This is a genomic window from Streptomyces sp. NPDC026515, from assembly GCF_055567595.1.
Window position 1 is genome coordinate 233560 of sequence record NZ_JBVHQD010000004.1, and the last position, 22485, is coordinate 256044.

18 protein-coding genes are annotated in these 22485 nt (G+C 73.1%); 8 read left to right on the plus strand and 10 right to left on the minus strand.

The annotated features are described in order from the left end of the window. Positions 1–199: 199 nt before the first annotated feature. Positions 200–1618, plus strand: coding sequence for a DEAD/DEAH box helicase (locus tag ACZ4O3_RS09470; protein WP_467721784.1), 1419 nt, complete (start codon positions 200–202; stop codon positions 1616–1618). A gap of 63 nt (positions 1619–1681) precedes the next feature. On the opposite strand, the gene ACZ4O3_RS09475 is transcribed toward ACZ4O3_RS09470, so the two are convergent. Further along, positions 1682–2077 carry a nuclear transport factor 2 family protein gene (locus ACZ4O3_RS09475; protein WP_362732305.1) on the minus strand — a complete coding sequence of 132 codons (396 nt, stop codon included), beginning with the start codon at positions 2075–2077 and terminating at the stop codon, positions 1682–1684. Between the two features lie 53 nt (positions 2078–2130). Here ACZ4O3_RS09475 and ACZ4O3_RS09480 point away from each other — a divergent pair, with 53 nt between their 5' ends. Continuing rightward, entirely contained in the window at positions 2131–2709 is a 579-nt protein-coding gene (locus ACZ4O3_RS09480) for a PadR family transcriptional regulator (RefSeq protein WP_467721785.1), read from the plus strand. A 50-nt stretch (positions 2710–2759) separates the two neighbouring features. On the opposite strand, the gene ACZ4O3_RS09485 is transcribed toward ACZ4O3_RS09480, so the two are convergent. The 4 genes from ACZ4O3_RS09485 to ACZ4O3_RS09500 form a co-directional block, all read right to left on the minus strand. Next, positions 2760–3908, minus strand: coding sequence for a C40 family peptidase (locus ACZ4O3_RS09485; RefSeq protein WP_467721786.1), 1149 nt, complete (start codon positions 3906–3908; stop codon positions 2760–2762). Between the two features lie 97 nt (positions 3909–4005). Beyond that, positions 4006–4566: an RNA polymerase sigma factor gene (locus ACZ4O3_RS09490; protein WP_467721787.1), complete on the minus strand. Its 561-nt coding sequence runs from the start codon at positions 4564–4566 to the stop codon at positions 4006–4008. A gap of 66 nt (positions 4567–4632) precedes the next feature. After that, positions 4633–5298 carry a M15 family metallopeptidase gene (locus ACZ4O3_RS09495; RefSeq protein WP_467721788.1) on the minus strand — a complete coding sequence of 222 codons (666 nt, stop codon included), beginning with the start codon at positions 5296–5298 and terminating at the stop codon, positions 4633–4635. Positions 5299–5382: 84 nt separating this feature from the next. Further along, a complete protein-coding gene (locus ACZ4O3_RS09500; RefSeq protein ID WP_467721789.1) occupies positions 5383–8424 on the minus strand; it encodes an AfsR/SARP family transcriptional regulator in 3042 nt (1013 codons plus the stop codon). A 391-nt stretch (positions 8425–8815) separates the two neighbouring features. On the opposite strand from ACZ4O3_RS09500, the gene ACZ4O3_RS09505 reads away from it, so the two are divergent. The 4 genes from ACZ4O3_RS09505 (at position 8816) to ACZ4O3_RS09520 (ending at position 13279) form a co-directional block, all read left to right on the plus strand. Beyond that, complete coding sequence (locus tag ACZ4O3_RS09505) at positions 8816–9751, plus strand: hypothetical protein (protein ID WP_467721790.1); 936 nt, start codon at positions 8816–8818, stop codon at positions 9749–9751. A 93-nt stretch (positions 9752–9844) separates the two neighbouring features. Then, positions 9845–10306, plus strand: a complete 462-nt coding sequence (locus ACZ4O3_RS09510; RefSeq protein WP_363014281.1) for a hypothetical protein — start codon at positions 9845–9847, stop codon at positions 10304–10306. 202 nt (positions 10307–10508) lie between these two features. After that, the gene (locus ACZ4O3_RS09515; protein ID WP_467721791.1) at positions 10509–12557 is read left to right on the plus strand and encodes a phosphocholine-specific phospholipase C; all 2049 of its coding nucleotides are present in this window, start codon (positions 10509–10511) and stop codon (positions 12555–12557) included. Between the two features lie 65 nt (positions 12558–12622). Continuing rightward, the gene (locus ACZ4O3_RS09520; protein WP_362712997.1) at positions 12623–13279 is read left to right on the plus strand and encodes an LURP-one-related/scramblase family protein; all 657 of its coding nucleotides are present in this window, start codon (positions 12623–12625) and stop codon (positions 13277–13279) included. A 121-nt stretch (positions 13280–13400) separates the two neighbouring features. Here ACZ4O3_RS09520 and ACZ4O3_RS09525 read toward each other — a convergent pair whose 3' ends face one another. Beyond that, positions 13401–14360, minus strand: a complete 960-nt coding sequence (locus ACZ4O3_RS09525; protein ID WP_467721792.1) for a DMT family protein — start codon at positions 14358–14360, stop codon at positions 13401–13403. Next, entirely contained in the window at positions 14357–15202 is an 846-nt protein-coding gene (locus tag ACZ4O3_RS09530; protein ID WP_362730683.1) for a phosphatase PAP2 family protein, read from the minus strand. Before ACZ4O3_RS09530 ends, ACZ4O3_RS09525 begins: the two co-directional genes overlap by 4 nt. Before the next feature lie 234 nt (positions 15203–15436). Between ACZ4O3_RS09530 and ACZ4O3_RS09535 the strand changes: the two genes are divergently transcribed. After that, positions 15437–16087 (plus strand): TetR/AcrR family transcriptional regulator, encoded by a 651-nt coding sequence (locus ACZ4O3_RS09535; protein WP_467721793.1) that lies wholly within the window; start codon positions 15437–15439, stop codon positions 16085–16087. A 117-nt stretch (positions 16088–16204) separates the two neighbouring features. Here the strand turns inward: ACZ4O3_RS09535 and ACZ4O3_RS09540 are convergent, their stop codons facing one another. Both ACZ4O3_RS09540 and ACZ4O3_RS09545 read right to left on the minus strand, forming a co-directional pair. After that, the gene (locus tag ACZ4O3_RS09540; protein WP_467721794.1) at positions 16205–17284 is read right to left on the minus strand and encodes a DUF2510 domain-containing protein; all 1080 of its coding nucleotides are present in this window, start codon (positions 17282–17284) and stop codon (positions 16205–16207) included. Between the two features lie 179 nt (positions 17285–17463). Further along, positions 17464–18735 carry an MFS transporter gene (locus ACZ4O3_RS09545; RefSeq protein WP_467721913.1) on the minus strand — a complete coding sequence of 424 codons (1272 nt, stop codon included), beginning with the start codon at positions 18733–18735 and terminating at the stop codon, positions 17464–17466. A gap of 141 nt (positions 18736–18876) precedes the next feature. Between ACZ4O3_RS09545 and ACZ4O3_RS09550 the strand changes: the two genes are divergently transcribed. Then, positions 18877–21558 (plus strand): ATP-binding protein, encoded by a 2682-nt coding sequence (locus tag ACZ4O3_RS09550; protein ID WP_362725071.1) that lies wholly within the window; start codon positions 18877–18879, stop codon positions 21556–21558. Positions 21559–21630: 72 nt separating this feature from the next. On the opposite strand, the gene ACZ4O3_RS09555 is transcribed toward ACZ4O3_RS09550, so the two are convergent. After that, positions 21631–22422: an SDR family NAD(P)-dependent oxidoreductase gene (locus tag ACZ4O3_RS09555; protein WP_384997569.1), complete on the minus strand. Its 792-nt coding sequence runs from the start codon at positions 22420–22422 to the stop codon at positions 21631–21633. Positions 22423–22485: the final 63 nt, after the last annotated feature.

A 22485-nucleotide genomic window follows, 5' to 3' on the forward strand; every position in this document is an offset into this window, starting at 1 on the left:
ATCGATCCGCGCCGGCGGGTTCGGCCGTCGTTCCAGCGCCGGGCGGGGAGGCCGCGCGAGGAGGACCGCACGGTGAGCCGCGTGCTAGCGTGGAGCGTTTGCAGCGTCGCTGTGACGGTGCCCGCTCCGCGGTCCCCGGCCGGCGGCCGCGTTCCCGCCGCGCCTTCCTCGGTACGGTCCCTTCGGAGGAAGGCTCTCTGTGAGCGAATCACCACGCGCCGATGACCGGCGGCAGGACGAGGTGCCCGGGTCGCCGGACACCGCCGCCGCTTCGCCGGCGGCGTCCTTCGCGGAGCTGGGGCTGCCGCCCGCGCTCCTGCGGGCGCTCGACGAGCACGGCGTGACCGTGCCCTTCCCCATCCAGGCGGCGGCGCTGCCGAACGCGCTCGCGGGGCGGGACGTCCTGGGCCGGGGCCGCACGGGATCCGGCAAGACGCTCGCCTTCGGTCTCGGGATGCTGGCCCGGACGGCCGGGCGGCGCGCGCGGCCCAAGGAGCCGCTGGCGCTCGTCCTGGTCCCCACCAGGGAGCTGGCGCAGCAGGTCGGCGAGGTGCTCACCCCCTACGCCGGGGCGCTTGGGCTGCGGCTCGCGACCGTGGTGGGCGGGGTGTCCGTCGGACGTCAGGCGGCGGCGCTGCGGGACGGCGCCGAGATCGTCGTCGCCACGCCCGGCCGGCTGCACGACCTCGTCGACCGCAACGGATGCCGGCTGGGACAGGTGCGCATCACGGTCCTGGACGAGGCCGACCAGATGTGTGACATGGGGTTCCTGCCGCAGGTCACCGAAGCCCTGGACCAGGTGCGCCCGGACGGGCAGCGGATGCTGTTCTCCGCCACCCTCGACGGTGATGTCGACCAGCTGGTACGGGACTACCTGCGCGACCCCGCCGTCCACTCCGTGGACCCCTCGTCCAGCGCGGTCTCGGCGATCGACCACCACGTCCTCGTCGTGCACGGTCCCGACCGCTACGCCGTGATCACGGAGATCGCCGCGCGGGACGGCCGCGTCCTGCTGTTCTCGGACACCAAGCACGGCGTCGACCAGCTCACCCGGCATCTGCGGGCCAGCGGGGTGGCCGCGGCCGCCCTGCACAGCGGCAAGTCGCAGCCACAGCGCACCAGGACCCTGGCCCAGTTCAAGAACGGCCAGGTCACCGCGCTGGTGGCGACCAACGTCGCGGCACGCGGCCTGCACGTCGAGGATCTCGACCTGGTGGTCAACGCGGACCCGGCCACCGATCCGAAGGACTACCTGCACCGCGCGGGCCGCACGGCCCGGGCCGGCCGCTCCGGCACCGTGGTGACACTCGTCCTGTCGGCACAGCGCCGCGAGACGAGCCAGGTCATGGCGGACGCCGGCGTCGCCCCCCAGGTCACCAAGGTGCGGTCCGGCGAGGCGGAGCTGAGCCGGATCACCGGCGCCAGGACCCCCTCAGGAAAGCCTCTCGACGGCAGCCCGGCCGTACCGCGCCCCAAGAACCACAATGCCCCGTTCCGTGGTTTGGGCAGCACCAAGGACGCCAGGAGCGGCTCCGGCGGCAGGCCGTCCCGCAAGACCAGCGAGGCCCGCAAGCTCGCGGAGGCCCGCGAGGCGGCGCGGGTACGGCGCGGCGGCTGAGCCCGGCTCCGCCCGCCGGTCCCCGGCGGGGCGAGGGCGGAAGCCGGTTCCGGTACCGCGCGGTCACCGCGCGGCGGCGGCCTCCCGGGCGATTTCCTCGAACCGGGCGTTCATGGCCTCGCCCAGCGCCTGGGCGGCGGAGAGCGGGCGCACCATCACGGTGAGGTCGTCGATCTTCCCGTTCTCGTCGACGTGCAGGAAGTCGCAGCCCTGGAGCTGTTTGCCGGCCACCGTCGCGGTGAAGACCAGGGCGTGGTCCCGGCCGTCGGGGCTCGCCATCTCCCGTACGTAGGTGAAGTCCCCGAAGACCTGGGTCACCGCGCGCAGGATCGCCACGGTGATCGCCTTGCCCGCGTACGGCCTGAAGGCGACCGGGCTGGTGAAGACGACGTCGTCGGCCATCAGGGCGGCCACGGCGTCCAGGTCGTCGCTCTCGACGGCCTTGCGGAAGGGATGCATGGGTCCACCTCACCTAGTCAAAAAATTGAGTAGGTGCATGCTAGCGTGCACCCATGGCTCTGCGGAATGCGCTGATGGCCGCCCTCCTGGAGGGCGAGGCCTGCGGGTACGACCTCGCGAAGGAGTTCGACGCGACGGTCGCCAACTTCTGGGCGGCCACGCCCCAGCAGCTCTACCGCGAGCTGGACCGTCTGGAAGCCGAGGGCCTGGTCGCCGCGCGCGTCGTCGAGCAGGAGCGCCGGCCCGACAAGCGGCTGTTCTCGCTCACGGAGGCGGGCCGCCGGGCGGTGCGCGCCTACACCGCCGAGCCCCCGGCCCGGCCCGCGGTGGTCCGGGACGAGCTGCTGGTCAAGGTGCAGTGCGCGGACGCCGGTGACATCGCTGCGGTCCGCGCGGCCGTCGCCGGGCGGATGGACCTGGCCACCGCCAAACTGGCCCGCTACGAACGGATCCGCCGGCGCCTGCTCGCCGGGCGCTCGGAGGAGGCGTACTTCGCGGAGGCGGAACGCGTCGGCCCGTACCTCACCCTGCTGCGCGGGATGTCCTTCGAGCGGGAGAACCTGCGATGGGGTGAGCTCGCGCTGCGCAGGCTGGCGGAACGGGCGGCCGTACATAGTCAACAAAGTGATTAGGTGCACGGACGGGGCGCCCGACATGCGGACGCCCCGTGACCGGGCTCGGATCAGCAGGTGGCGACCCCCGGCAGCCACGCCGGGCCCTTGATGTAGATGTTCGTCATCCAGGCGCCGTTGGTCAGCTTGGACCAGGCGTCGTTGGTGTACCCCTCGGCGGTGACCGTCTGGGCGTGGGACTGGCAGACCACGTTGACCGTCGTGGGCTGCGGGAAGTAGTCGACGACACCGGCGTTCACGTTGGGCTCGCTGTGCGTGCGCACGCCCGTGCCCCAGGTCTGGAACGCGGTGCTGCCCCCGCTCGGCGGCGGGGCGCTGTCGCCGCCGCAGTCCGGGATGCCGGGCAGCTCGGCCGGTCCCTTGATGTAGATGTTGGTCAGCCAGGAGCCGTCGGCCAGCTTGGACCAGATGTCGTTGGTGTACCCCTCGGCGGTCACCGTCTCCGCGTGCTCCTGGCACTGGACCGACACCTGGGTCGGCCCGGCGAAGGTGTCCACGACGGAGGAGCGCACGCTCGGCGTGGAGTGCGTGCGCACCCCCGTTCCCCAGGTCTCGAACGTCGTACCGCCGTTGGCCGGCGGCGGCACCGGCGTGCCCGACGGGTTGACGCGGATCGCGCCCGCGTAGTCGCCGCCCGTGCGCACCGGGGCGACCCGGATGTGGGTGCCCGACTCGTAGGCCTCCACCATCTGCCCGGCGCCCAGGTACATGGCGACGTGGTGGATGTGCCCGCTGCCCCAGAACATCAGGTCGCCGGGGACCAGGGGAGCGGTGCCCTGGGAGGCCGAGAAACGGGCCGTGGCCTGTGAGCTGTGGTACTGGTCGTCGGCCGTGCCGTTGAGCAGGTCGCGGCCGGTCGCCCGGTAGTACGCGTACCGCATCAGGCCCGAACAGTCGAAGCCCCTGCGCTCGTTGTCGTGCAGGCTGTCGGGGTCGGAGCCGTCGTAGTAGCCGTAGGTGGCACCGGGGGTGGCACCGTGGCCGCCGCCCCAGCTGTACCAGACGCCGATCTGTGTGCAGGCCGCGTCGACGGCGGCCTCCGCGGTGGCCGAGGCGCCGGAGGCCAGCACTCCGCAGGCCGTGTCCTGGGCGGCACGCGGGGCGGCCGCGTGTGCGGTGGCGGGGAGGAAGGCGATCAGCGAGATTGCCGCGGTGGCGGCCAACGCCCGGCCCGGCGAGGTGATTTCGGAGACTTTCAAGATGCACATCCTTGGTCGACGTGGAGCCGTGTACCGGGGGTCCGGTGGCGTGCCCGGGTGCCGCGTCCCACCCCCGTCGGGACGCGGCACCCGGTGTTCAGCCGCCCAGCGCGGCGCGCATCTTGGCCAGCGCCCGCATCCGGTTGCGCTGGACGGTGCCGCGATGGGCACCGAGCCGTTCCCCGGCCGTGTCGTGGGTGAGGCCCTCCAGATCGACGAGGATCACCGCGGCGGCCTCCTTCGGGGAGAGCACGCTCAGCAGGGCCAGGGCGGTGGCCGAGGCCTCGTACGAGCCGAGCCCGCCGTCCCAGCCGGCCTCGGGCAGGCGGTCGGTGGTGCGCTCACGGCGGGAGGGGTGCAGCCAGGAGTCGCGCAGCAGGTTCAGCGCGACCGTGCAGGTGTAGGCGTACGGATGGGTCTGGTGCGTGAGATTCCGGGCACGGGCCCGCCGGGACAGCCGCAGATACGTCTCCTGCAGCAGGTCGTCGGCGTCGTGCGGATTGCCGGTCAGGGCCAGCAGCCGTCTGCGCAGTCTGGGCATGTCGGCGGTGAAGGCGGCGTCGAAGTCGGCGGGAGTGACGGGTACGCGACCCGCCTCACCCGTTCCGCGTGCGGTTTCGCGCGGCTCCTGCGTACAGGTGCCGCCGTGGCTTTCCATGATCGTCCCCCGTCGGTCGGTCGTGGTCCTCGCGGTGTCCGCGCGGAAGAGGTGCGGTTCCGCTGTTCAGGCGGTGCGGACGGAGGCCGGGGCGGGTCCGTAGCGGGCGGCCGGCGCGCCGCTCAGCAGCGCCCAGTACCGGTCTCCGTAGGACCAGTGCCACCACTCCGTCGGGTAGTTGACGAAGCCGGCCGTGGTCAGGGCCTGCGCCATCAACGCCCGGTTGGCGCGCGCCTCGGCGCCGATGCCTGCCGCCCCGGTGCGGCAGGCGCCCGCGCTCTCCTCCGGGGTGGCGTTGACCTCCGTGCCCAGCGGCAGTTCGGTGCCGTCGGCGGTGCACAGGGTCAGGTCCACCGCCCCGCCGCTGACATGAGGGGCCACCTCCGGCGGGGAGATGTAGGCGCTGGCCAGCTCCCGGATCCGGTCCGGCGGCGCGTCGGGACGGGCCGCGCGCAGCGTCGCCGCGTACTGCTCGAAGTAGCGGCTCTGCAGTTCGGGCGGCCGGTACCCCTCCACCAGCAGGAACCTGATCCCGGCGGGCAGCAGCGACTGCGCGTCCAGGAGCCGGCCGAGCGCTCCGGAGCGCAGGCGCGCGTAGCTGCCGTCCGGGTCCGCCTGGCGGGGGTCGAGCAGCAGGCCGTCAGTGCCGCGCAGATCGACCAGCGGTTCACCGCACTCCTGCTCGGTGACCGCCGCGACCCGGGGGTCGGAGAGCGTGATGATGTCCGTCACGCAGACAACAGTGCCCGGTGCCCCTGCAATTGCCCTGCAGGATCGCTGCAAGCCGGCACCAGGGGTGGCACGGACCCGGCCGGGTCACGACGGCCCGTCGGCCCGGCGTTCGCGGGCCTCCCGTCCGCCCGACGACCGGAACACCTCCAGCGCCTGTGCCCGGGCCGCCCGGGCGGTCTCCGGGTCGCCGTCCGCCGTCCACACCGCGGCCAGGTCCCAGACCGTCCGCGCCCGCCACAGCGACAGCCCGAGCTCCGTCCAGAGGGCCGTCGCGTGCTCCAGCGGCTCCCGGGCCCCGTCGGTGTCCCCGGCGGCAAGCCGCGCCTCCCCGAGCGTGCGCAGCACCAGCGCCTCGCCGAACCTGTCCTGCCGTTCCCGGGCCACCGCCAGACAGCGCACCAGCCGCCGCGCCGCCTGCTCCGCCCGGCCCGTGCGCAACTCCACCTTGGCCAGGGCCTGTTCGGTGTACATCGCGCCGAAGGTGTCGTGCAGGTCGGTGAAGAGCCGCAGTGCGTCGCGCAGCAGGCGTTCGGCCTCCGGGTACCGGCCCTCGGCCCGGTCGCACAGGGCCAGCGAGCGCAGGGTGAGCCCCTCGCCGTGCAGGTCGCCGGCGGCCCGGTAGAGGTCCAGGGCGCGGGACAGTGCCTTTCGGGCCTGTGTGCCGTGCCCCAGTTCACGGTGCACGTACCCGATGCCGTACAGCACCCGGGCCCGGGGACTCACGTCGCCGTCCTCGCCGTACCGCTCCAGGGCGGTCTCCAGCAGGTTCAACGACTCCGCGTAGCGGGCCTGTTCGTGCCGGACGGTGCCCATACCGGCCAGCGCAACCGCCGACCCCTCCGCCGAGCCGTCCCCGAACAGCCGCAACGCGTCCGTGAAGTACGCGTAGGACTCCTCGAACCGGTCCTGTTCGTAGCGGAGCTGACCGAGTCCGGCGAGCAGCCAGGCCTCGCCCTCGACGTCGCCGCTGCGGCGCACCGCGGCCATGGCGGCGGTGTGCGAACGGGACCAGGCGTCGAACTGGTTGTACAACGCGGCCGAACTCGCTATCAGCGCCCCGGCGAGGTCCCGGGCGGCCCGCGCCATGCCGTGGTCGGCGCAGTGCGTCACGGCGGCCAGCAGTCCGGGCTGCTCGGCGGCGAACCAGGCCGCGGGCCGGGCGAGCAGCGCATCCTCGGTCTCCGGGTCGAGCGGCCGTACGGCGGCCGGTTCCGGGAAGTGCCGTACCGCGCCGCCGGGGCCGCGGGCGGCCGCCTTCCGGGCCAGGTCCAGCCAGCAGCCGACCAGACGCAGCACCGCGGCGGCACGCTCCTCGGCGCTCTCCTCGGCGAGACAGCGCTCGCGGGCGTGTTCGCGGGCCAGGTCGTGGATCCGGTAGCGGGCGAGGCCGGTGCCGTCCATGCCGATCACGTCGATGAAGTGGCAGTCCACCAGCCGCTCGACGGCTTCCTCGGACTCCTCGGCCCCTATGCCGAGGAGCGGGGCGGCGATCCAGGCCGCGAAGTCGGGCAGCTCCAGCAGGGCGAGGCGGCGCAGGGCCCGTCGCTCCTGCGGTGCGAGGTCGGCGTAGCCGAGTTCCAGACTGGTGCGCAACTCCAGGTCACCGGCGCGGAGTTCGTTGAGCCGGCGCTGTTCGTCACGCAGACGCCCGGCGAGCCGGGCGGGCGCCCAGTGCGGGCGGGCGGCCAGCCGGGCCCCGGCGATGCGCACGGCGAGCGGCAGCCGCCCGCACAGGGTGACGATCTCCGCGGCCCGCTCCGGATCCGCCCCGGTCCGCCCTTCGCCGGCCACCCGGCGGAACAGGTCGAGAGCCTCGGCCTCGTTTGGCGCGGCGAGGTCCAGATGGGCGGCACCCTCCAGGGCCACCAGCCGGCGGCGGCTGGTGATCAGCACCGCGGAGCCGGGGCCGGGCGGCAGCAGCGGCCGGACGTCCGCCTCGCCGGCCGCGTTGTCCAGGACGACCAGGACCCGCCGGTGCCCGATGTGGGTGCGGTACAGGCCGGTCAGCTCCTCGACGCCGGAGGACACCGAGTCCGGGTCGACCCCCATCGCGCGCAGCAGCCGCGCGAGGGCGTCGGCGGGTTCCAGCGGGGTGGTGTCGGCGGCCCTCAGGTCCACGAACAGGCGCCCGTCCGGGAAGAGCTCGGCGGTGCGGTGGCCGACGTGCACGGCGAGGGCCGTCTTGCCCATGCCGGAGCGCCCGGAGATCACCCCGATCGGGGGTGCGGTGCGGCCGCTGTCGCCGACGCTCCGCAGCAGCTCGGTGGCCCACTTCACCTGTTCGGCACGGCCGACGAAGTCGGCGATGTCGGGCGGGAGATGGGAGGGAGCGGGCTCGGCGCTCCGTTGGGCGGGAACCGTGCGGGCCGGCTGCCCCGTCCCCAGCACGTGGGTGTCGCCGCTCAGTACGGCCTGGTGGACCGCGCGGAGCTCCGCACCCGGGTCGATGCCCAGCTCGTCACGGAGGACCGTACGGCCGTCCTGGAAGACGCGCAGCGCGTCGGAGACCCGGCCGGTGCGGAACAGGGCCGTCATCAGCTGGCCGCGCGGCCGCTCCCGCAGCGGATGGGCGGCCACATGGGCGAGCAGCGGCGCGATCACCCCGTCGGCGCGGCCCAGCTCCAGCGCCAGCCCGAAGGACTCCTCCTGGGCGACGAGCCGCAGCTCCCCGAGCCGGGCCGCCTCGATCCGCGCGAACGACTGACCGAGCCCTTCCAGCGCCTCCCGGCCCCGCCACAGCCCCAGCGCCTCGGCCAGCGTCTCGGCGGCCTCCTCCGGACGCCCCGCGGACCGACCCGCCGCGAGGAGTTCCTCGAAGCGGCGGGCGTCCACCCGGCCGGGGGCGAGGTCGGCGACATAGCCCGGGGGACGGGTGCGGATCACCTCGGTACTGCCGACCCGGGACAGCGCCCGGCGCACGGCCGAGACGTGGGTGGCCACCAGAGCGCCCGCGGTGGCCGGGGCCTCCTCGTCCCAGACGAAGTCCACCAGGCGTTCGGTGGAGATCACCTCGCCCAGGTGCACGACGAGTGCGGCGAGTACGGCCAGGGGCCGCGAACCGCCGAGCGGGGCCCGTCGGCCCCCTTCCCAGACCTCCACCGGGCCGAGCAGACGCACTTCGAACATCGGTCCCCGATCGCTCCTGGCGGATGCCGACAACGATATCGGCGGGGGCCGTCCGAGCAGGGCGATAGGCGGGCCGTCGTGACCGGATCCGTGCTGCCCGGCCGGTGGCCGGGAACCTCCGGGACGCCCGGTCCGCCGATCGCGGGCGGGGCCGTGAGGGTCCCGGGGCGGGATCCGCCGGCGAGCGCAGTTGGCTGGTTTCTGCGGGTGGGCACAGCGGTCCCTGTACGTGAGACGGGTGGGCGGGGGTCCTCGTATGACCGTGCCCCCGGATTCGCCGCGAATTCCGTCCCGCCGGAACGTCTTCCCGGCCGCATGTCATACGAACGCCCCGCCGGCACCGTCAACGGCGCGAAAGCACCCAGCCGTCCGCCGCCCAGGGAGTTGCCCGATGAAGCGCCCCGTCCTCCGTCGCAAGGTCGCGCAGCTGAGCGCCGTCGCCGCCGTGGCCGCGCTGGCTCTCACCGGCTGCTCCCGGGAGTCCGGCGGCGGTCCGGCACCGGTCGCCGCCGCCAAGGCGCGCGAGCTGACCTGGGCCGAGGACCTCCGGATCTCGGACGCCGAACAGGGCCTGATCGCGCGGTGCATGGACCGCCAGGGCTTCCGCTACTGGTCCGGCAGCTCCCTGTCCCTGGCGGAGAGCCGGCCGGTGGGCTACGTCCAGGACGACGTCCGCTGGGCGCGGACCTACGGCTACGGCAGCCGGATCGCCGCCAAGGAGGACCGCGCCCGGCTGCGCAACCCCAACATCGCCTACCGCAGAGGACTTTCGGCGGACCGCCGAGCCGCCTACGACACCGCCCTGGACGGCGGACGCAAGACGGAGCTGCTGCGCACCGGGGTACCCGGCGGCGGCTCGGTCAGCAAGCGGTCCGGCGGCTGCGACGCGGCCGCCGAGCGCACGCTGTACGGCGATCCGGCCGCCTGGTTCCGGCTGGACTCCACCGCGAGCAACCTGCGTCCGCTGTACGTGGGCAAGCTGCTGCACGACCGGCGCTTCACCGCCGCCGTGCACGACTGGGCGAGCTGCATGAAGCGGGCCGGTCACCCCTACCCGGACCCGGACGCGGCCCGGCAGGCCACCCGGCAGCACCCCGCCGTGCAGAGCCGGGCCGAGGAGGCCCGCAGCTTCGCCGCCGAGACCCGGATCGCGGTCGCCGACGCCACCTGCGCCCGCCAGGTCTCCCTCAAGTCCGTGGGCCGGGACCGGGAGGCCCACTACCTGGCGCGGCTGAACGCGAAGTACGGCACCCAGCTGGACGCCTACCGGCAGGCGCGGCAGCAGGCGCTGGCACGCGCCGAACGGCTGGTGCCCGCCCGCGCCTGACACCGGCGGGCGCCCCACGAACTCCGCGGCACTCCGCCCGCGGCTCCCACCCACACCCACACCCGCCTCCGTCGAGGCAGAACGGAATCCGTCATGCGCAAGATGACCATCGCCCTCGCCACCCTGGGCCTGGCGGCCCTCGGCCTGTCCGTACCCGTGAACGCCCACGCCGTCTCCGGCTGCAACGCGAAGTGGCCGGGCCGGGACGGCTATGTGCGGGCCTGGCGGGACGCCGACTGCCAGGGCGAGCTGCTCGGAGCCACCGCGGGCAACGACCCCGACTGGGGCGACAATTACGACGCCTTCCGCAGCGGCGACCAGAACGCCGCCTCCTCGGTGATGAACAGCGGCTTCGTCGGCGGCAAGGACGTCGTGGCCTTCTACTACGTGGCCGGCTACCCGGACTGGGCCTACGGCTGCCTCAAGCCGGGCGAGCTGTACGTGGACAACCTCGCCCGCAACCACTTCACCAACGGCGAGAACATGAACGACAACATCATGTCCCACGTGTGGGTGGCGTCCAGCGCCTGCGCCCCGGGCTCCTTCATCAGCTGAGACCGCACACCGGCCACGGCCGTCCCGGGCCGTGGCCGGCCCCGCCTCCTCAGCGGCCGACCATCACCTCACGTACCGCCGAGTTTCACATCCGCGCCACCGGACCCTTCCCTGACGTTCGATGCCCTTGGAACACTCGCACCTGCACACAATCCGCCCTGTTCCGGCCATCCCGTACGCCAGGATGAGAGGTCGCACACCCATGACCGAAGTAAACCGGCGCCGATTCCTTCAAGTCGCCGGCGCCACCACGGCGTTCACCGCGCTGTCCAGCAGTGTCCAGCGCGCCGCCGCACTGCCCGCCAACCACCGCACGGGGTCGATCGAGGATGTCGAGCACATCGTCGTCCTGATGCAGGAGAACCGTTCCTTCGACCACTACTTCGGCACCCTCAGAGGCGTCCGCGGCTTCGGCGACCCGCGTCCGGTGACCCAGGGCGGCAGGTCGGTGTGGCACCAGTCGAACGGCACCAAGGACATCCTGCCGTTCCACCCGGACGCCGACGACCTGGGCCTCGCCTTCATCCAGGACCTCCCGCACGGCTGGGCCGACACGCACACCGCCGTCAACAACGGCAAGTACGACAAGTGGGTCCCGGCCAAGGGCTCCACGACCATGGCGTACCTGAACCGGGACGACATCCCGTTCCACTACGCGCTCGCCGACGCCTTCACCATCTGCGACGCCTACCACTGCTCGTTCATGGGCTCCACCGACCCCAACCGCTACTACCTGTGGACGGGGTACACCGGCAACGACGGCCAGGGCGGCGGCCCGGTCCTCGGCAACGACGAGGCCGGCTACTCCTGGACGACGTACCCCGAGCGCCTGGAGAAGGCGGGCGTCTCCTGGAAGATCTACCAGGACGTCGGCGACGGCCTGGACGCGGCCGGCGGCTGGGGGTGGATCCAGGACGCCTACCGGGGCAACTACGGCGACAACTCGCTGCTCTACTTCAAGCAGTACCAGAACGCCAAGCCCGGAGACCCGCTGTACGACAAGGCCCGCACCGGGACCGACGCCACCAAGGGCGAGGGCTTCTTCGACCGGCTCAAGGCCGACGTCAAGTCCGGCGAGCTGCCGCAGATCTCCTGGGTGGTCGCCCCCGAGGCCTTCACCGAGCACCCCAACTGGCCCGCCAACTACGGTGCCTGGTACATCTCCCAGGTCCTCGACGCGCTCACCGCCGACCCCGCGGTGTGGGCGAAGACCGCCCTGTTCGTCACGTACGACGAGAACGACGGCTTCTTCGACCACCTGATACCGCCGTTCCCGCCGGCCTCCGCCGCGCAGGGCAGATCCACGGTCGACCCGGCCCTGGACCTCTTCAAGGGCGACGCGAGCCACGCGGCCGGCGCCTACGGCCTCGGCCAGCGGGTGCCGATGATCGTCGTCTCCCCGTGGAGCAAGGGCGGTTACGTCTGCTCCGAGACGCTCGACCACACCTCGGTCATCCGGTTCATGGAGAGGCGCTTCGGTGTCCACGAGCCGAACATCTCGCCCTGGCGGCGCGCCGTCAGCGGTGATCTGACCGCCGCGTTCGACTTCTCCCGCAAGGACACCAAGCCGGTCGCGCTGCCGTCCACGGACGGCTACCGGCCGCCGGACAAGGACCGCCACCCCGACTACGTGCCGACCCCGCCCGCCAACCCGGCGTTGCCCAGGCAGGAGCGCGGCTCCCGGCCCACCCGGCCGCTCAAGTACGCCCCGCTGGTGGACGGTTCGCTGGACGCGGCGGCCGGCAGGCTCACGCTGACCTTCGCGTCCGGTGCGCAGGCCGGTGCCGCCTTCCTGGTCACCTCCGACAGTCGTACCGACGGCCCCTGGAGCTACACCACCGAGGCCGGCAAGTCCGTCTCCGACACCTGGAACTCGGTGTACTCGGGCGGCTCCTACGATCTGACCGTGCACGGCCCGAACGGCTTCCTGCGCGGCTTCCGGGGGCGCGGCAAGGCGGCCGGACCCGAGGTCACCGCCCGGCCGCACGGCGACGACATCGAGCTGACCTTCACCAACCGGGGCAGCGGCACGGTGAAGCTGCGGGTGGCGGACGGATACGGCGGCCGGGGCCGCACGTTCACGGTGCGCGTGGGCGCCACCGTCAAGCACGTCGCCCACCTCAACCACAGTGACCGCTGGTACGACCTGACCGTCACCTCCGAGTCCGACGCGGCTTTCGTGCGCCGGTTCGCGGGGCATGTGGAGACCGGCCGTCCCGGCGTGAGCGACCCGGCGATCATCACCGTATGACAACGGGCCGGGAACGCATCGTGCGGACTGATCAGGTACCGGTCAGCCCGGGGTAATGTGCCCCGGTGACCACGCAATCGAACACTCCCGCAGACTCGTACCGCGATCCGAGCGGTGCCTCTCCGACACTCTTCACCGAGCCGGTCCTGGTGGTGAACCAGAAGGCCAAGCTGATCGAGCTGACCAATGAGTACAAGGTCATGGACCAGCACGGCCAGGAGATCGGCTCGGTGGTCGAGGTCGGCCAGAGCGCTCTGAAGAAGATCCTGCGCTTCGTCTCCAGCCTCGACCAGTACATGACCCACCGGCTGGAGATCCGCGACGCCCAGGGGCAGCCGCAGCTGCTGCTGACCCGGCCCGCGAAGATATTCAAGTCCCGGGTGATCGTGACGCGCCCGGACGGCTCCACGGTCGGTGAGATCGTCCAGCAGAACATGATCGGGAAGATCAACTTCGCGATGATGGTGGACGGCCAGAAGGTCGGCGCGATCAAGGCGGAGAACTGGCGCGCCTGGAACTTCGCGATCGTCGACCACGCCGAGCAGGAGGTGGCCCGGATCACGAAGACGTGGGAGGGGCTCGCCAAGACCATGTTCACCACCGCCGACAACTACGTGCTGCAGATCCACCACCAGTTGCCGGAGCCGCTGCGGAGCCTGGTGGTGGCGACGGCGCTGACCGTCGACACGGCACTGAAGCAGGACTCCCGCGGACTGGGCTGAGGATCCGTCCGCGGCCGCGTGACGGGCCTGCGCACCGGGCGGGAGTGCGATCGGTCCGCGCGCGGCCGCGGGCGTGGGGGCCGGCCCCCAGTGCCTCCCCCGGCCGAAGGCCGGGGGAGGGTCAGAGCGCCGTGAGCTGCCCGGGTTCCTGTTTCTGCTGAGGAAGCAGCGCCTGCTCCGCCGCGACCCGTGCCGACTCCAGGGCCAGCACCGCGGCCACCGGATGCTCGTCGCCGTCCGGTTCCACGACCCGGGCGGCCGCCGGGGTCACCCGGGTCAGCAGGATCACGCCGTAGGAGGCGAGGCCGGCGCCCGCCAGCGCGAGCAGGATGCCGGTCGCACCGCCGTTCAGGCCCTGTCCCAGCAGGGTCAGGCCGATGACCGCGGCCACCATCGGGTTGGCCAGGGTGACCACCGCGAGGGGGGCGCCCAGCCCGCCCCGGTAGGCGAGCTGGGAGAGCAGCAGGCCGCCCACCGCGAACGCGGCCACCAGGAGCGTCACCACGATCACCTCGACGCTCAGAACGGGGCCGGAGCGGTCCGTGGCCGCCACCGTGACCGTCTGGGTGAGGGCCGAGGCGACGCCCGAGGCGAAGCCGGACGCCGTCGCGTGCCGCAGACCCGGCCGGGCGCCGGGGCGCGACAGGGCGCCGATCAGGGCGGCGGTGGTACCGGCCACCGCGAGGGCCTCGGTGAGGCTCAGCACCCGATGGGGTGCGGGGCCGGAGGCCGTGACCAGCAGGGCACCGAGACCGAGCAGGGTCAGGGCCGTGCCCCGCCACTCCGTCACGCTGACCCGGCGCCCGGCCGCCCGCGCGCCCATCGGGACGGCCGCGACCAGGGTGAGTGCGCCCAGCGGCTGTACGAGGGTGAGAGGCCCGTACTTGAGAGCCACGACGTGCAGCAGCGCCGCGCCCGCGTTGAGGCCGACCGCCGCCCACCAGGCACCGGAGCCGAGCAGTCGTACCAGACCCGCTTCGGAGGTCTTCGCCGCGAGCCGCTCCTGGGCGACCGCGGCGGCCGCGTAGGCGACGGCCGAGACCAGGGAGAGCAGGACGGCGATCAGGGCCGCGGCGCTCATCGGCCCACCCCTGCCAGTGCGGGCTCTTCCACGGCCAGTCCCCGGGTACCGCGTCCGGCCGTGGTGGCCGTGCGATGGGGCGGGTTGATCAGGGCGAGGGCGGCGGCCAGCATCACGGTGGCGACGATTGCGTCCAGCCAGTAGTGGTTCGCGGTGCCCACGATCACCAGCAGGGTGAGCGCCGGGTGCAGCAGCCACAGCCAGCGCAGGCTCGGTCGGACACCGCGGCGCGCAGCGCCTCGTCCGGGGTGGCGGGAGACGGGTGGGCGGGTCGCGACGATCAGGCCGACCGCCACCATCAGGGCCCAGCCGAAGTGCAGCGAGGGCATCGCGGCGAACTGGTTGGAGAGGTGGTCGCTGGCGGGCGGGCCGTACACGGAAGGGCCGTACACCCGGGCCGTGTCGACGAGGCCGGTCGCGGCCAGCATCCGCGGCGGGGCCAGCGGGAAGGTGAAGGGGAGCACCAGGGCGGCGGCGGTGACCACGGCGAGGACCCGGCGGGCCCAGACGTAGTGCGCGGGCCGCTTGAGGTAGAGCCAGACCAGGAAGGCCAGCGTGGCCGGGAAATGAATCGTCGCGTAGTAGGTGTTGGCCAGGTGGACGAGGGTGCCGTCGTGCAGCAGCGGGGACTGCACGTCGGCCTCCGAGGGCAGGTGCAGGGTGCGTTCCAGGTCCCAGATCCGGTGGGCGTTGTGCAGGGCCTCCGTGGTGTGGCCGGTGGCCAGCTGACGCCCGAACTTGTAGACGAGGAAGAGTCCCGCGACGAGCAGGAACTCACGGACGAGCGGCGGCCGGGCTATCGCCCCCGGCTCCGCTGCTGCCGGCTCGGACTGGGATCTCATCCCAGGCCCCCTCACTGACGGTGGTGCTGTACGGGGTCCGGGCGGTGGCCCGAACACGCCGATGCTCATCGATACGAATGCGTACCGATACGCCACTGTACCGATACGGCCGAGTACCGGTACAGTGGCGTATCGATAGACGTAGGCCACACTGGTTGTAGGTTTCCGCCCCGCACGAACGGCGGGCGGGGAGCAGATGATCCGTAAGTGATGCGCGAGTGAGGAGCAGGGCACATGACGTCGCAGGCCGCGGACGAACCGGAGTCGGTTGTCGCCTCGCGCCGCTCCAAGATCACGCCGGAGCGTGAGCGGGAGTTCTTCGACGCCGTGCTCGAACAGATCCGCGAGTGCGGCTACGACTCCGTCACCATGGAGGGCGTCGCCAGCAGCACCCGGTGCAGCAAGTCCACGCTCTACCGGCAGTGGAAGACCAAGCCGCAGTTCGTCGCGGCCGCGCTGCGGGCCACCCGCGAGGTGCGCTTCGCCGGCGTCGACACTGGATCGCTCGCCGGTGACCTGCGCGAGGTGGCGCGGGCCGCGGGGGACTGGTCACGCAAGGACACCAGGCTGCTCTCGGCGCTGAGCCACGCGCTCCACTCGGACGTGGAACTCGCGCAGGCGCTGCGCGAGGCGCTGGTCGAACCGGAGATCGCCGCACTCCAGGAGATCCTGTACCGCGGTGTCGAGCGCGGCGAGGTGCGCGCGGGCCATCCCGCGCTGGAGTACGTGCCCGCCATGATGTTCGGCGTGCTGCGGATACGGCCGGTGCTCACCGGCGAGTACGCCGACGCCGGCTATCTCGTCCGCTTCGTCGAGGCCGTCGTGCTGCCCGCACTCGGACTGACCCAGACCCAGGCCGCCGTCCACGGGATGACTGGACGGTGACCTGCTCGCGCCGCACCGTGGGGACGGGGGCGGCGCGCACCCCCCGGCCGGGTGGGGCTCCCCTTTGAGCGGAGGGGCGCTCCACCCGGCCGATCTGCGTTCCGGTGCCGGAGCGGATCAGACGGTCTGGCCGTCGCCGCCGCCGGAGGACACCTTGATGCCCTTGGTGATGTCGTCTATCAGCGACTGGTCCTGGCCGACGTCGACACCGAACCGGACCACCACGATCTGCCGGGGGTTCGAGGGCGACGGGAAGGCCAGCGACTCGACGTAACCGTCGGCGCCCTTGCTGGTCACCGCCTTCCAGCGGACCAGGTAGCCCTTCTGCCCGGCCACCGTGACCGCCTTGGAGGCCAGCACCTGGTGCGAGGTGATCGAGCCGTAGGTCTTTCCGCCGTACGACTCAGTGGCGTTGGCCGAGATGTCCGCCTTGGCGACCTCCTCGGCGGTGTCGCCCTTGGTGCCCAGCGCCACCGCGGGTGCCGAGTAGGCGCCGCCCGCGGTGCAGGACTGGGAGGTGTCGCCCGGGCACTTGTAGGAGTCGTCGGAGGTGATCTGGGCACCGACGTTGATCGCCTGCCCGGTCCAGCCCTTGGGTACCGGGATGCCGATGGCGTTGATGGAGTCGGACACCGTGCCGCCGCCCTGTACCTTCGGTGCCTCGGACTGGCCGGGCGCCGGTGAGGTGTCTCCTCCGGAGCCGCCCGAGCCGCCGGACCCCGAGCCGCCGGACCCCGAGCCGCCCGACCCGCCGAACGGGAAGCCCTGTCCGCCGTCCTGCCCCTCGGGGCCGCCCTGGCCGAAACCGCCGCCCGCACCGCCCGAGCCCTGCTGCGAGGCCTGGCCGCCGCCGTCGCCACCGCTTTCGGCGGTGAGCGCCCACGCACCCACCCCGATGGCGGCGAGGACCGCCACGGCGACACCGACGGCCACGCCGGTGCGCAGCCCGCGCTTCCCGGCGGCCGTCGGCGTCGGATGGCCGGGGTACCCCGGATGGGCCGGGTATGCCGGGTAGGCCGTGCCGGCCGTGCCGATCACGTCGGCCGGGGGGTGCACCGGGGGACCCCAGCCGATGCCCGACCCGGCGGGGCGGGTCTGCTCCGTCCACGTCCTGCCGTCCCACCAGCGCTCGCCGGCCGGACCGTCACTTGTCTGCCCGGGGTCGGGGTACCACCCGGGGGGAGTCGCCTGCGTCATGCCCCCACCGTATGAGGCGTCGGTGAAAGTCGGATGAGAGGATCCGGCGACTTTCGGATGAGTCACCTCGGCGCGCCTCCCGCGAGCCGCCGCACCTCCCCGGTCCGCAGCCGCACCGGCGGTCCCGGAGTCCCCGGCGGCACCCGCGGACCGCCCCGCCCCGGGCCGGGGAGCACCGCTCAACCCCCTCCCGTCCGCACCGGCCGCGCCAGCGCGAGCACGCTCACCGCGCAGGCCGCCGCCGCGTAGTAGCCGGGAACGTCCAGGTCGCCGGTGCGCCTGACCGCCTCCGTGATGACGAGGCCCGCACAGCCCGAGAACACGGCATTGGACAGGGCGTAGGCGAGTCCCAGGCCCGTGCAGCGGGCGCGCGCCGGGAACATCTCGGCCAGCAGGGCGGGCCCCGGTCCGGCCATCAGCCCCACCACCGCGCCCGCACCGAACAGGGCCGCGCCCTTCACCCCGGCGGACACCCCGCCGTCCTGGAGGAGGCCGAGCAGCGGCAGTGCCAGCACGACCACGAGGCCCGCGCCCGCCAGCATCACCGGCCGCCGCCCGACCCGGTCGCTGACCAGCCCGGCCGGGAGGATCGATGCCGCGAACCCGATGTTCGCCAGCACGGTCGCCAGCAGGGCCGCACGGAAGCCGGTGTGCAGCGCGGTCTGGAGGTACGACGGCAGGACGACCAGGAAGGTGTACCCGGCCGCGGACCAGCCCATCACCCGCCCGACGGCCAGCGTGACCGCCCCTGGCGACACCCGCACCGTCCGCTCCCCGGGCTCCCGGAACTCGGGCGTCTCGTCCAGCCCCACCCGCAGCCACAGCGCGAGCCCGCCCAGGGGCAGCGCCAGCAGGAACGGCAGCCGCCAGCCCCACGCGTCGAGTTGACCGTCCGTCAGTACGGAGGCGAGCCCGGCCGCCGCGCCCGCCCCGCCCAGCAGCCCCAGCGCCACGGTGAAGGACTGCCACGCCCCGTACAGCCCCCGCCTCCCCGGCGGCGCGAACTCGGTCAGCATCGCCACCGCGCCACCGAACTCCCCGCCCGCGGACAGCCCCTGAACAGCCCTCAGGAACGTCAGCAGCCAGGGCGCGAGCGTGCCTGCCTGTGCATACGTCGGCAGCAGGCCGATGAGCGCGGTGGCGCCCGTCATCAGCGCGACGACGAGGATCAGCACCGGCCGCCGCCCGAGCCGGTCGGCCAGTCGCCCGAACAGGGCAGCGCCCAGCGGCCGGAAGAAGAACGCCAGCCCGAACGAGGCATAGGTGCGCACCAGCCCCTCGGCCGCGCTGCCGCCCTCCGGGGTGAAGAACCGCTCGGCGACGACCGTCGCGAAATAGCCGTAGACGCCGAACTCGTACCACTCGATGAAGTTGCCCACCGAGCCCGCCGCCAGCGCCCGGAGGGGGCGATTCCGCTCCTGAACTGCCCGATCTTCGAAAGCCGGCTTCATTTCCATGCCCGTTGGCGGTCCGTTCGCTCGACAGCGGCAGGTCGGGGCGGCAACAGGTGTCCGGTCCCGCCTCCGGACAGCCAACAGGAAGGCTAGGCTCGTGGTCTGTACGTCGTTCGGGCGACTTGGGGAGGTAACGGGATGACAGAGGACCTGTCTCCAGGGGGCTCCTCGGCACCACTCTGGGAGCGCGAGGCCGAGATCACCGCCGTCACCGAGGCGCTCGACCTCCTGTGTGCCGACCGGACGACCTCCGGGAACCTGCTGGTGCTGCGCGGCGAGGCCGGACTCGGCAAGACCGCGCTGCTGGCCGAGACCCGGCGGATCGCCGGGAGCCGCGGGTGCACCGTCTGGTCCGCCCGCGGCGGCGAGACACTGCGCAGCGTTCCCTTCAACGTCGTACGGCAACTGCTCCAGCCCGCGCTGGTCTCCCTGCACCCCGACGAGGCCCGGGAGTACCTCGGCGACTGGTACGACATCGCCGGCCCCGCCCTGGGCATAACCGACCCCGGCGAGCGCCAGGCCGACCCGCAGGGCGTCTGCGACGGCCTGGTCGCCGCTGTCCGCCGGCTGGCCAGACGCGACTGGCCGCTGGTGCTGCTGATCGACGACGCGCACTGGGCCGACCAGGAGACCCTGGCCTGGCTCGCCGCCTTCGTGGAGCGCCTCGACGACCTGTCCGTGCTCGTCCTGGTCGCCCGCCGCCCCGGCGAGGTCAGCGGCGACAGCGCCCGCTACCTCGACACCGTGGCCGCGGCGGCCGCGAGCCCGGCGCGCGATCTCAGCGCCCTCAGCCCGGAGGCCACCGCCGGACTCACCCTCGCCACCCTGGGCGCGCACGCCGACGCCCCGTTCTGCCGTGAGGTCTGGGCCGTCACCGGCGGCAACCCGTACGAGACCGTCGAACTCCTCGCCAAGGTCCAGGACAGCGAGGTCGAACCCGTCGAGGCCCGGGCCGGTGAGCTGCGCGCCCTCAACCGGTCGGCCCGCGGCGGCGGACTCGTCACCCGCCTCGAAGGCCTCGGTATCGACGCCACCCGGTTCGCCTGGGCCGCCGCGATCCTCGGTACCGGCATCTCCGTCGACCTGGTCGCCCAGCTCGCCACCATGAGCGTGGCGGACGCCGAGCGCTGCGCCGACCTGCTGCGCAGCGCCCGTATCCTCACCGCGCCGGACCCCGCGGGCTCCCGCTCCCACGCCGGTGACCTGGAGTTCGTCCACCCGCTGATCGCCAGCGCCGTCTACAACTCCATCCCGCCCGCGATGTGCACCGCCATGCACGGCATCGCCGCCCAGATCGTCATCGACGACGGCCGGACCATCGCCGAGGCGTCCCGCCATCTGCTCAAGGTGCATCCGGACGACGACGAGGAACTCGTCCAGCAGTTGCGGGACGCGGCCAAGGAACACCTCGCCGTCGGCGCCCCGGACGCGGCCCGCCGCTGCCTGGAACGTGCCCTGCTGGAGCCGCCCGTGCCCGAGGTGCACGCGCGCGTGCTCTACGAACTGGGCTGCGCCACCCTGCTCACCAAGCCCGCCGTCACCATCGGCCATCTGCGGAGCGCGCTCGGCATGCCCGGCCTCGGCGGTGCGCAACGCGTCGACGCCGTCTTCCGCCTCTCCCAGGCCCTCCTTCACAACGACCAGCTGGAGGAGGCCGTCCGTACGGTGGAGGCGGAGGCCGCCCGGCACGAGGAGGGGCCGGCCAGACTCCGGCTCCAGGCCGTCCAGTTCATGTGGGAGGGCATCGCCGGCGAGGCCGTCTCCCCGCACCGCTCCGAGCGCCTCGGCGCGCTCACCGACACCTGCACCGGCCGGGACAACTCCGAGCGCGCCCTGCTGATGCTGCGCGGCTTCGACCTCCTCATCCAGGGGGAGAACGCCGAAGAGGTCGTGGAACTGTGCGACCGCGCCCTCGTCAACGGGCGGCTCGCGCCCGGACTCGGCTGGACCGACACCGAGTGGGGCATCGAACTGCTGCTGATGCTCGCCAGCGCCTACGTCTACACCGACCGCCTCGACCGCGCGGAGAGCCTCTACAACGAGGCCCTGCGCGCCTACGAGTCCTCCGGCTGGAGCGGCGGTCATCTCGCCCTCGCCCATGCCTACATGGGCCTCGGACACCGCAGGCGCGGCCGGCTGCGCGACGCGGAGACATCCCTGCGGGAGTCCTTGCGGATCGCCGAGCGGGTCGGCCGCAGACTGCCCCTGTACTGGACCGCGACCTGCAACCTGGTCGACACGCTGCTCGCCCGCGGTCATGTCCAGCAGGCCTGGGAGACGGCCGAGCAGTACGCTTTCGCGCCGCCGTACCCCTCCACGATCGTGATGCCGGACCCACGGTCCGTGCGCGGCCGGCTGCTGCTCGCCGTCGGCCGTACGAAGGAGGCCGTCAACGAACTGGAGGCCGCGGAGAAGGCCGCCGCCGCGCGCGGCCACTTCAACCCGGTGGTGGTGCCCTGGGCGCTCGACCTCGCGCGAGCCCTCGCCGTCGAGGACCCGGCGCGGGCGGCGCAGCTGACGGCGGACGCACGGCGGCAGGCCGAGCGGTTCGGCACGGACACGGCCATCGGCGAGGCGCTGCGGTGCGCCGCCGCTCTGGAGACCGGGCAGCGGCAGGTGCGGCTCGCCTCGCAGGCGGTCGCCTATCTGGAGGCGTCGCCGTGCCAGTACGAGCACGCGGCGGCGCGGGTGGAGTACGGGATCGCCGCCCGGTCGGTGGCCGAGTTGAACCGCGGGCTGGCGCTGGCCCGGTTGTGCGGGGCGGACGGGCTGGTCGCTCAGGCGCGGGAAGTTCTGGACACGGGAAGAGGGCTGCGCTGACCGGTGCGCTGTGGGCCGCGGGTGCCTGGGGCCCTGTCGCGCGGTTCCCCGCGCCCCTGGAAAGGAGAGGTGCTACAGCGACAGGAGTTGGTCAGTGACCGCTGAGAGGCGTTTCTGTACGTCCCTGTCGTACGTCCCCGCGTGCGCCCTGGCGGGATTCGTGCCGTCGAAGTAGCCGCCCGTCCCCAAGTCCCGAGTGGCCAGGGCGAGTACCCCGGGCGCGCCGTCCGCCACCGTGTTCCAGGGCGCGACCCCGCCCTCCCGGACCATCGCGGTGTCCATGAACGTCGCCGGGTGCAGGACGTTCACCGAGACCCCCGTGCCCGCCAGCTTCTCCGCCAGGGCGAAGGTGTGGGCCGCCAGCGCGAACTTCGCCCGGCAGTAGGCCGCGAAGCCCTGGTAGCCGCGGGTGAACTCGGGGTCGTCGAAGTCCAGCGGCTCCTGGCCGGCCGAGCCCACGTTGACGATCCGGGCCGCGGTGCGGGCGCGCAGTACCGGCAGCAGGGCCCGGGTCAGGGTCACCGGGGCCAGGTAGTTCACGGCCAGGCGCAGCTCATGGCCGTCCGCGCTCAGTTCGCGTCCCGAGCCGGGCGCGCCGGCGCCCACGCCCGCGTTGTTGATCAGTACGTCCAGGCCGGGTCGCGCCTCGGCGACGCGGGCGCCCAGCTCGCGGACCTGCGCCAGCGAGGCCAGGTCCGCGACGAAGCCCTCCGCGTCGCCCTCGGCGCGCAACTCCTCGGCCAGCGCCGCGGTACGGCCCGGATCCCGGCCGTGCGCGAGGACCGCGTGTCCGGAGCGGACCAGCTCGAAGGCGACGTACCGGCCGAGCCCGGAGGTGGCACCGGTGATCAGAACAGTCGACATGCTGCCAGCGTAGGCACGGCCCGCCGCCGGATGCTTGACCCTGCTGGGGCTACGACTGCCAGG

Coding starts and splice junctions, on each gene's coding strand:
- ACZ4O3_RS09475 (WP_362732305.1), bottom strand. CDS start 2,077: ATGCATCCCTTCCGCAAGGCCGTCGAGAGCGACGACCTGGACGCCGTG.
- ACZ4O3_RS09540 (WP_467721794.1), bottom strand. CDS start 17,284: ATGACGCAGGCGACTCCCCCCGGGTGGTACCCCGACCCCGGGCAGACA.
- ACZ4O3_RS09505 (WP_467721790.1), top strand. CDS start 8,816: ATGAAGCGCCCCGTCCTCCGTCGCAAGGTCGCGCAGCTGAGCGCCGTC.
- ACZ4O3_RS09525 (WP_467721792.1), bottom strand. CDS start 14,360: ATGAGCGCCGCGGCCCTGATCGCCGTCCTGCTCTCCCTGGTCTCGGCC.
- ACZ4O3_RS09550 (WP_362725071.1), top strand. CDS start 18,877: ATGACAGAGGACCTGTCTCCAGGGGGCTCCTCGGCACCACTCTGGGAG.
- ACZ4O3_RS09490 (WP_467721787.1), bottom strand. CDS start 4,566: ATGGAAAGCCACGGCGGCACCTGTACGCAGGAGCCGCGCGAAACCGCA.
- ACZ4O3_RS09545 (WP_467721913.1), bottom strand. CDS start 18,735: ATGAAGCCGGCTTTCGAAGATCGGGCAGTTCAGGAGCGGAATCGCCCC.
- ACZ4O3_RS09555 (WP_384997569.1), bottom strand. CDS start 22,422: ATGTCGACTGTTCTGATCACCGGTGCCACCTCCGGGCTCGGCCGGTAC.
- ACZ4O3_RS09500 (WP_467721789.1), bottom strand. CDS start 8,424: ATGTTCGAAGTGCGTCTGCTCGGCCCGGTGGAGGTCTGGGAAGGGGGC.
- ACZ4O3_RS09535 (WP_467721793.1), top strand. CDS start 15,437: ATGACGTCGCAGGCCGCGGACGAACCGGAGTCGGTTGTCGCCTCGCGC.
- ACZ4O3_RS09530 (WP_362730683.1), bottom strand. CDS start 15,202: ATGAGATCCCAGTCCGAGCCGGCAGCAGCGGAGCCGGGGGCGATAGCC.
- ACZ4O3_RS09510 (WP_363014281.1), top strand. CDS start 9,845: ATGCGCAAGATGACCATCGCCCTCGCCACCCTGGGCCTGGCGGCCCTC.
- ACZ4O3_RS09480 (WP_467721785.1), top strand. CDS start 2,131: ATGGCTCTGCGGAATGCGCTGATGGCCGCCCTCCTGGAGGGCGAGGCC.
- ACZ4O3_RS09515 (WP_467721791.1), top strand. CDS start 10,509: ATGACCGAAGTAAACCGGCGCCGATTCCTTCAAGTCGCCGGCGCCACC.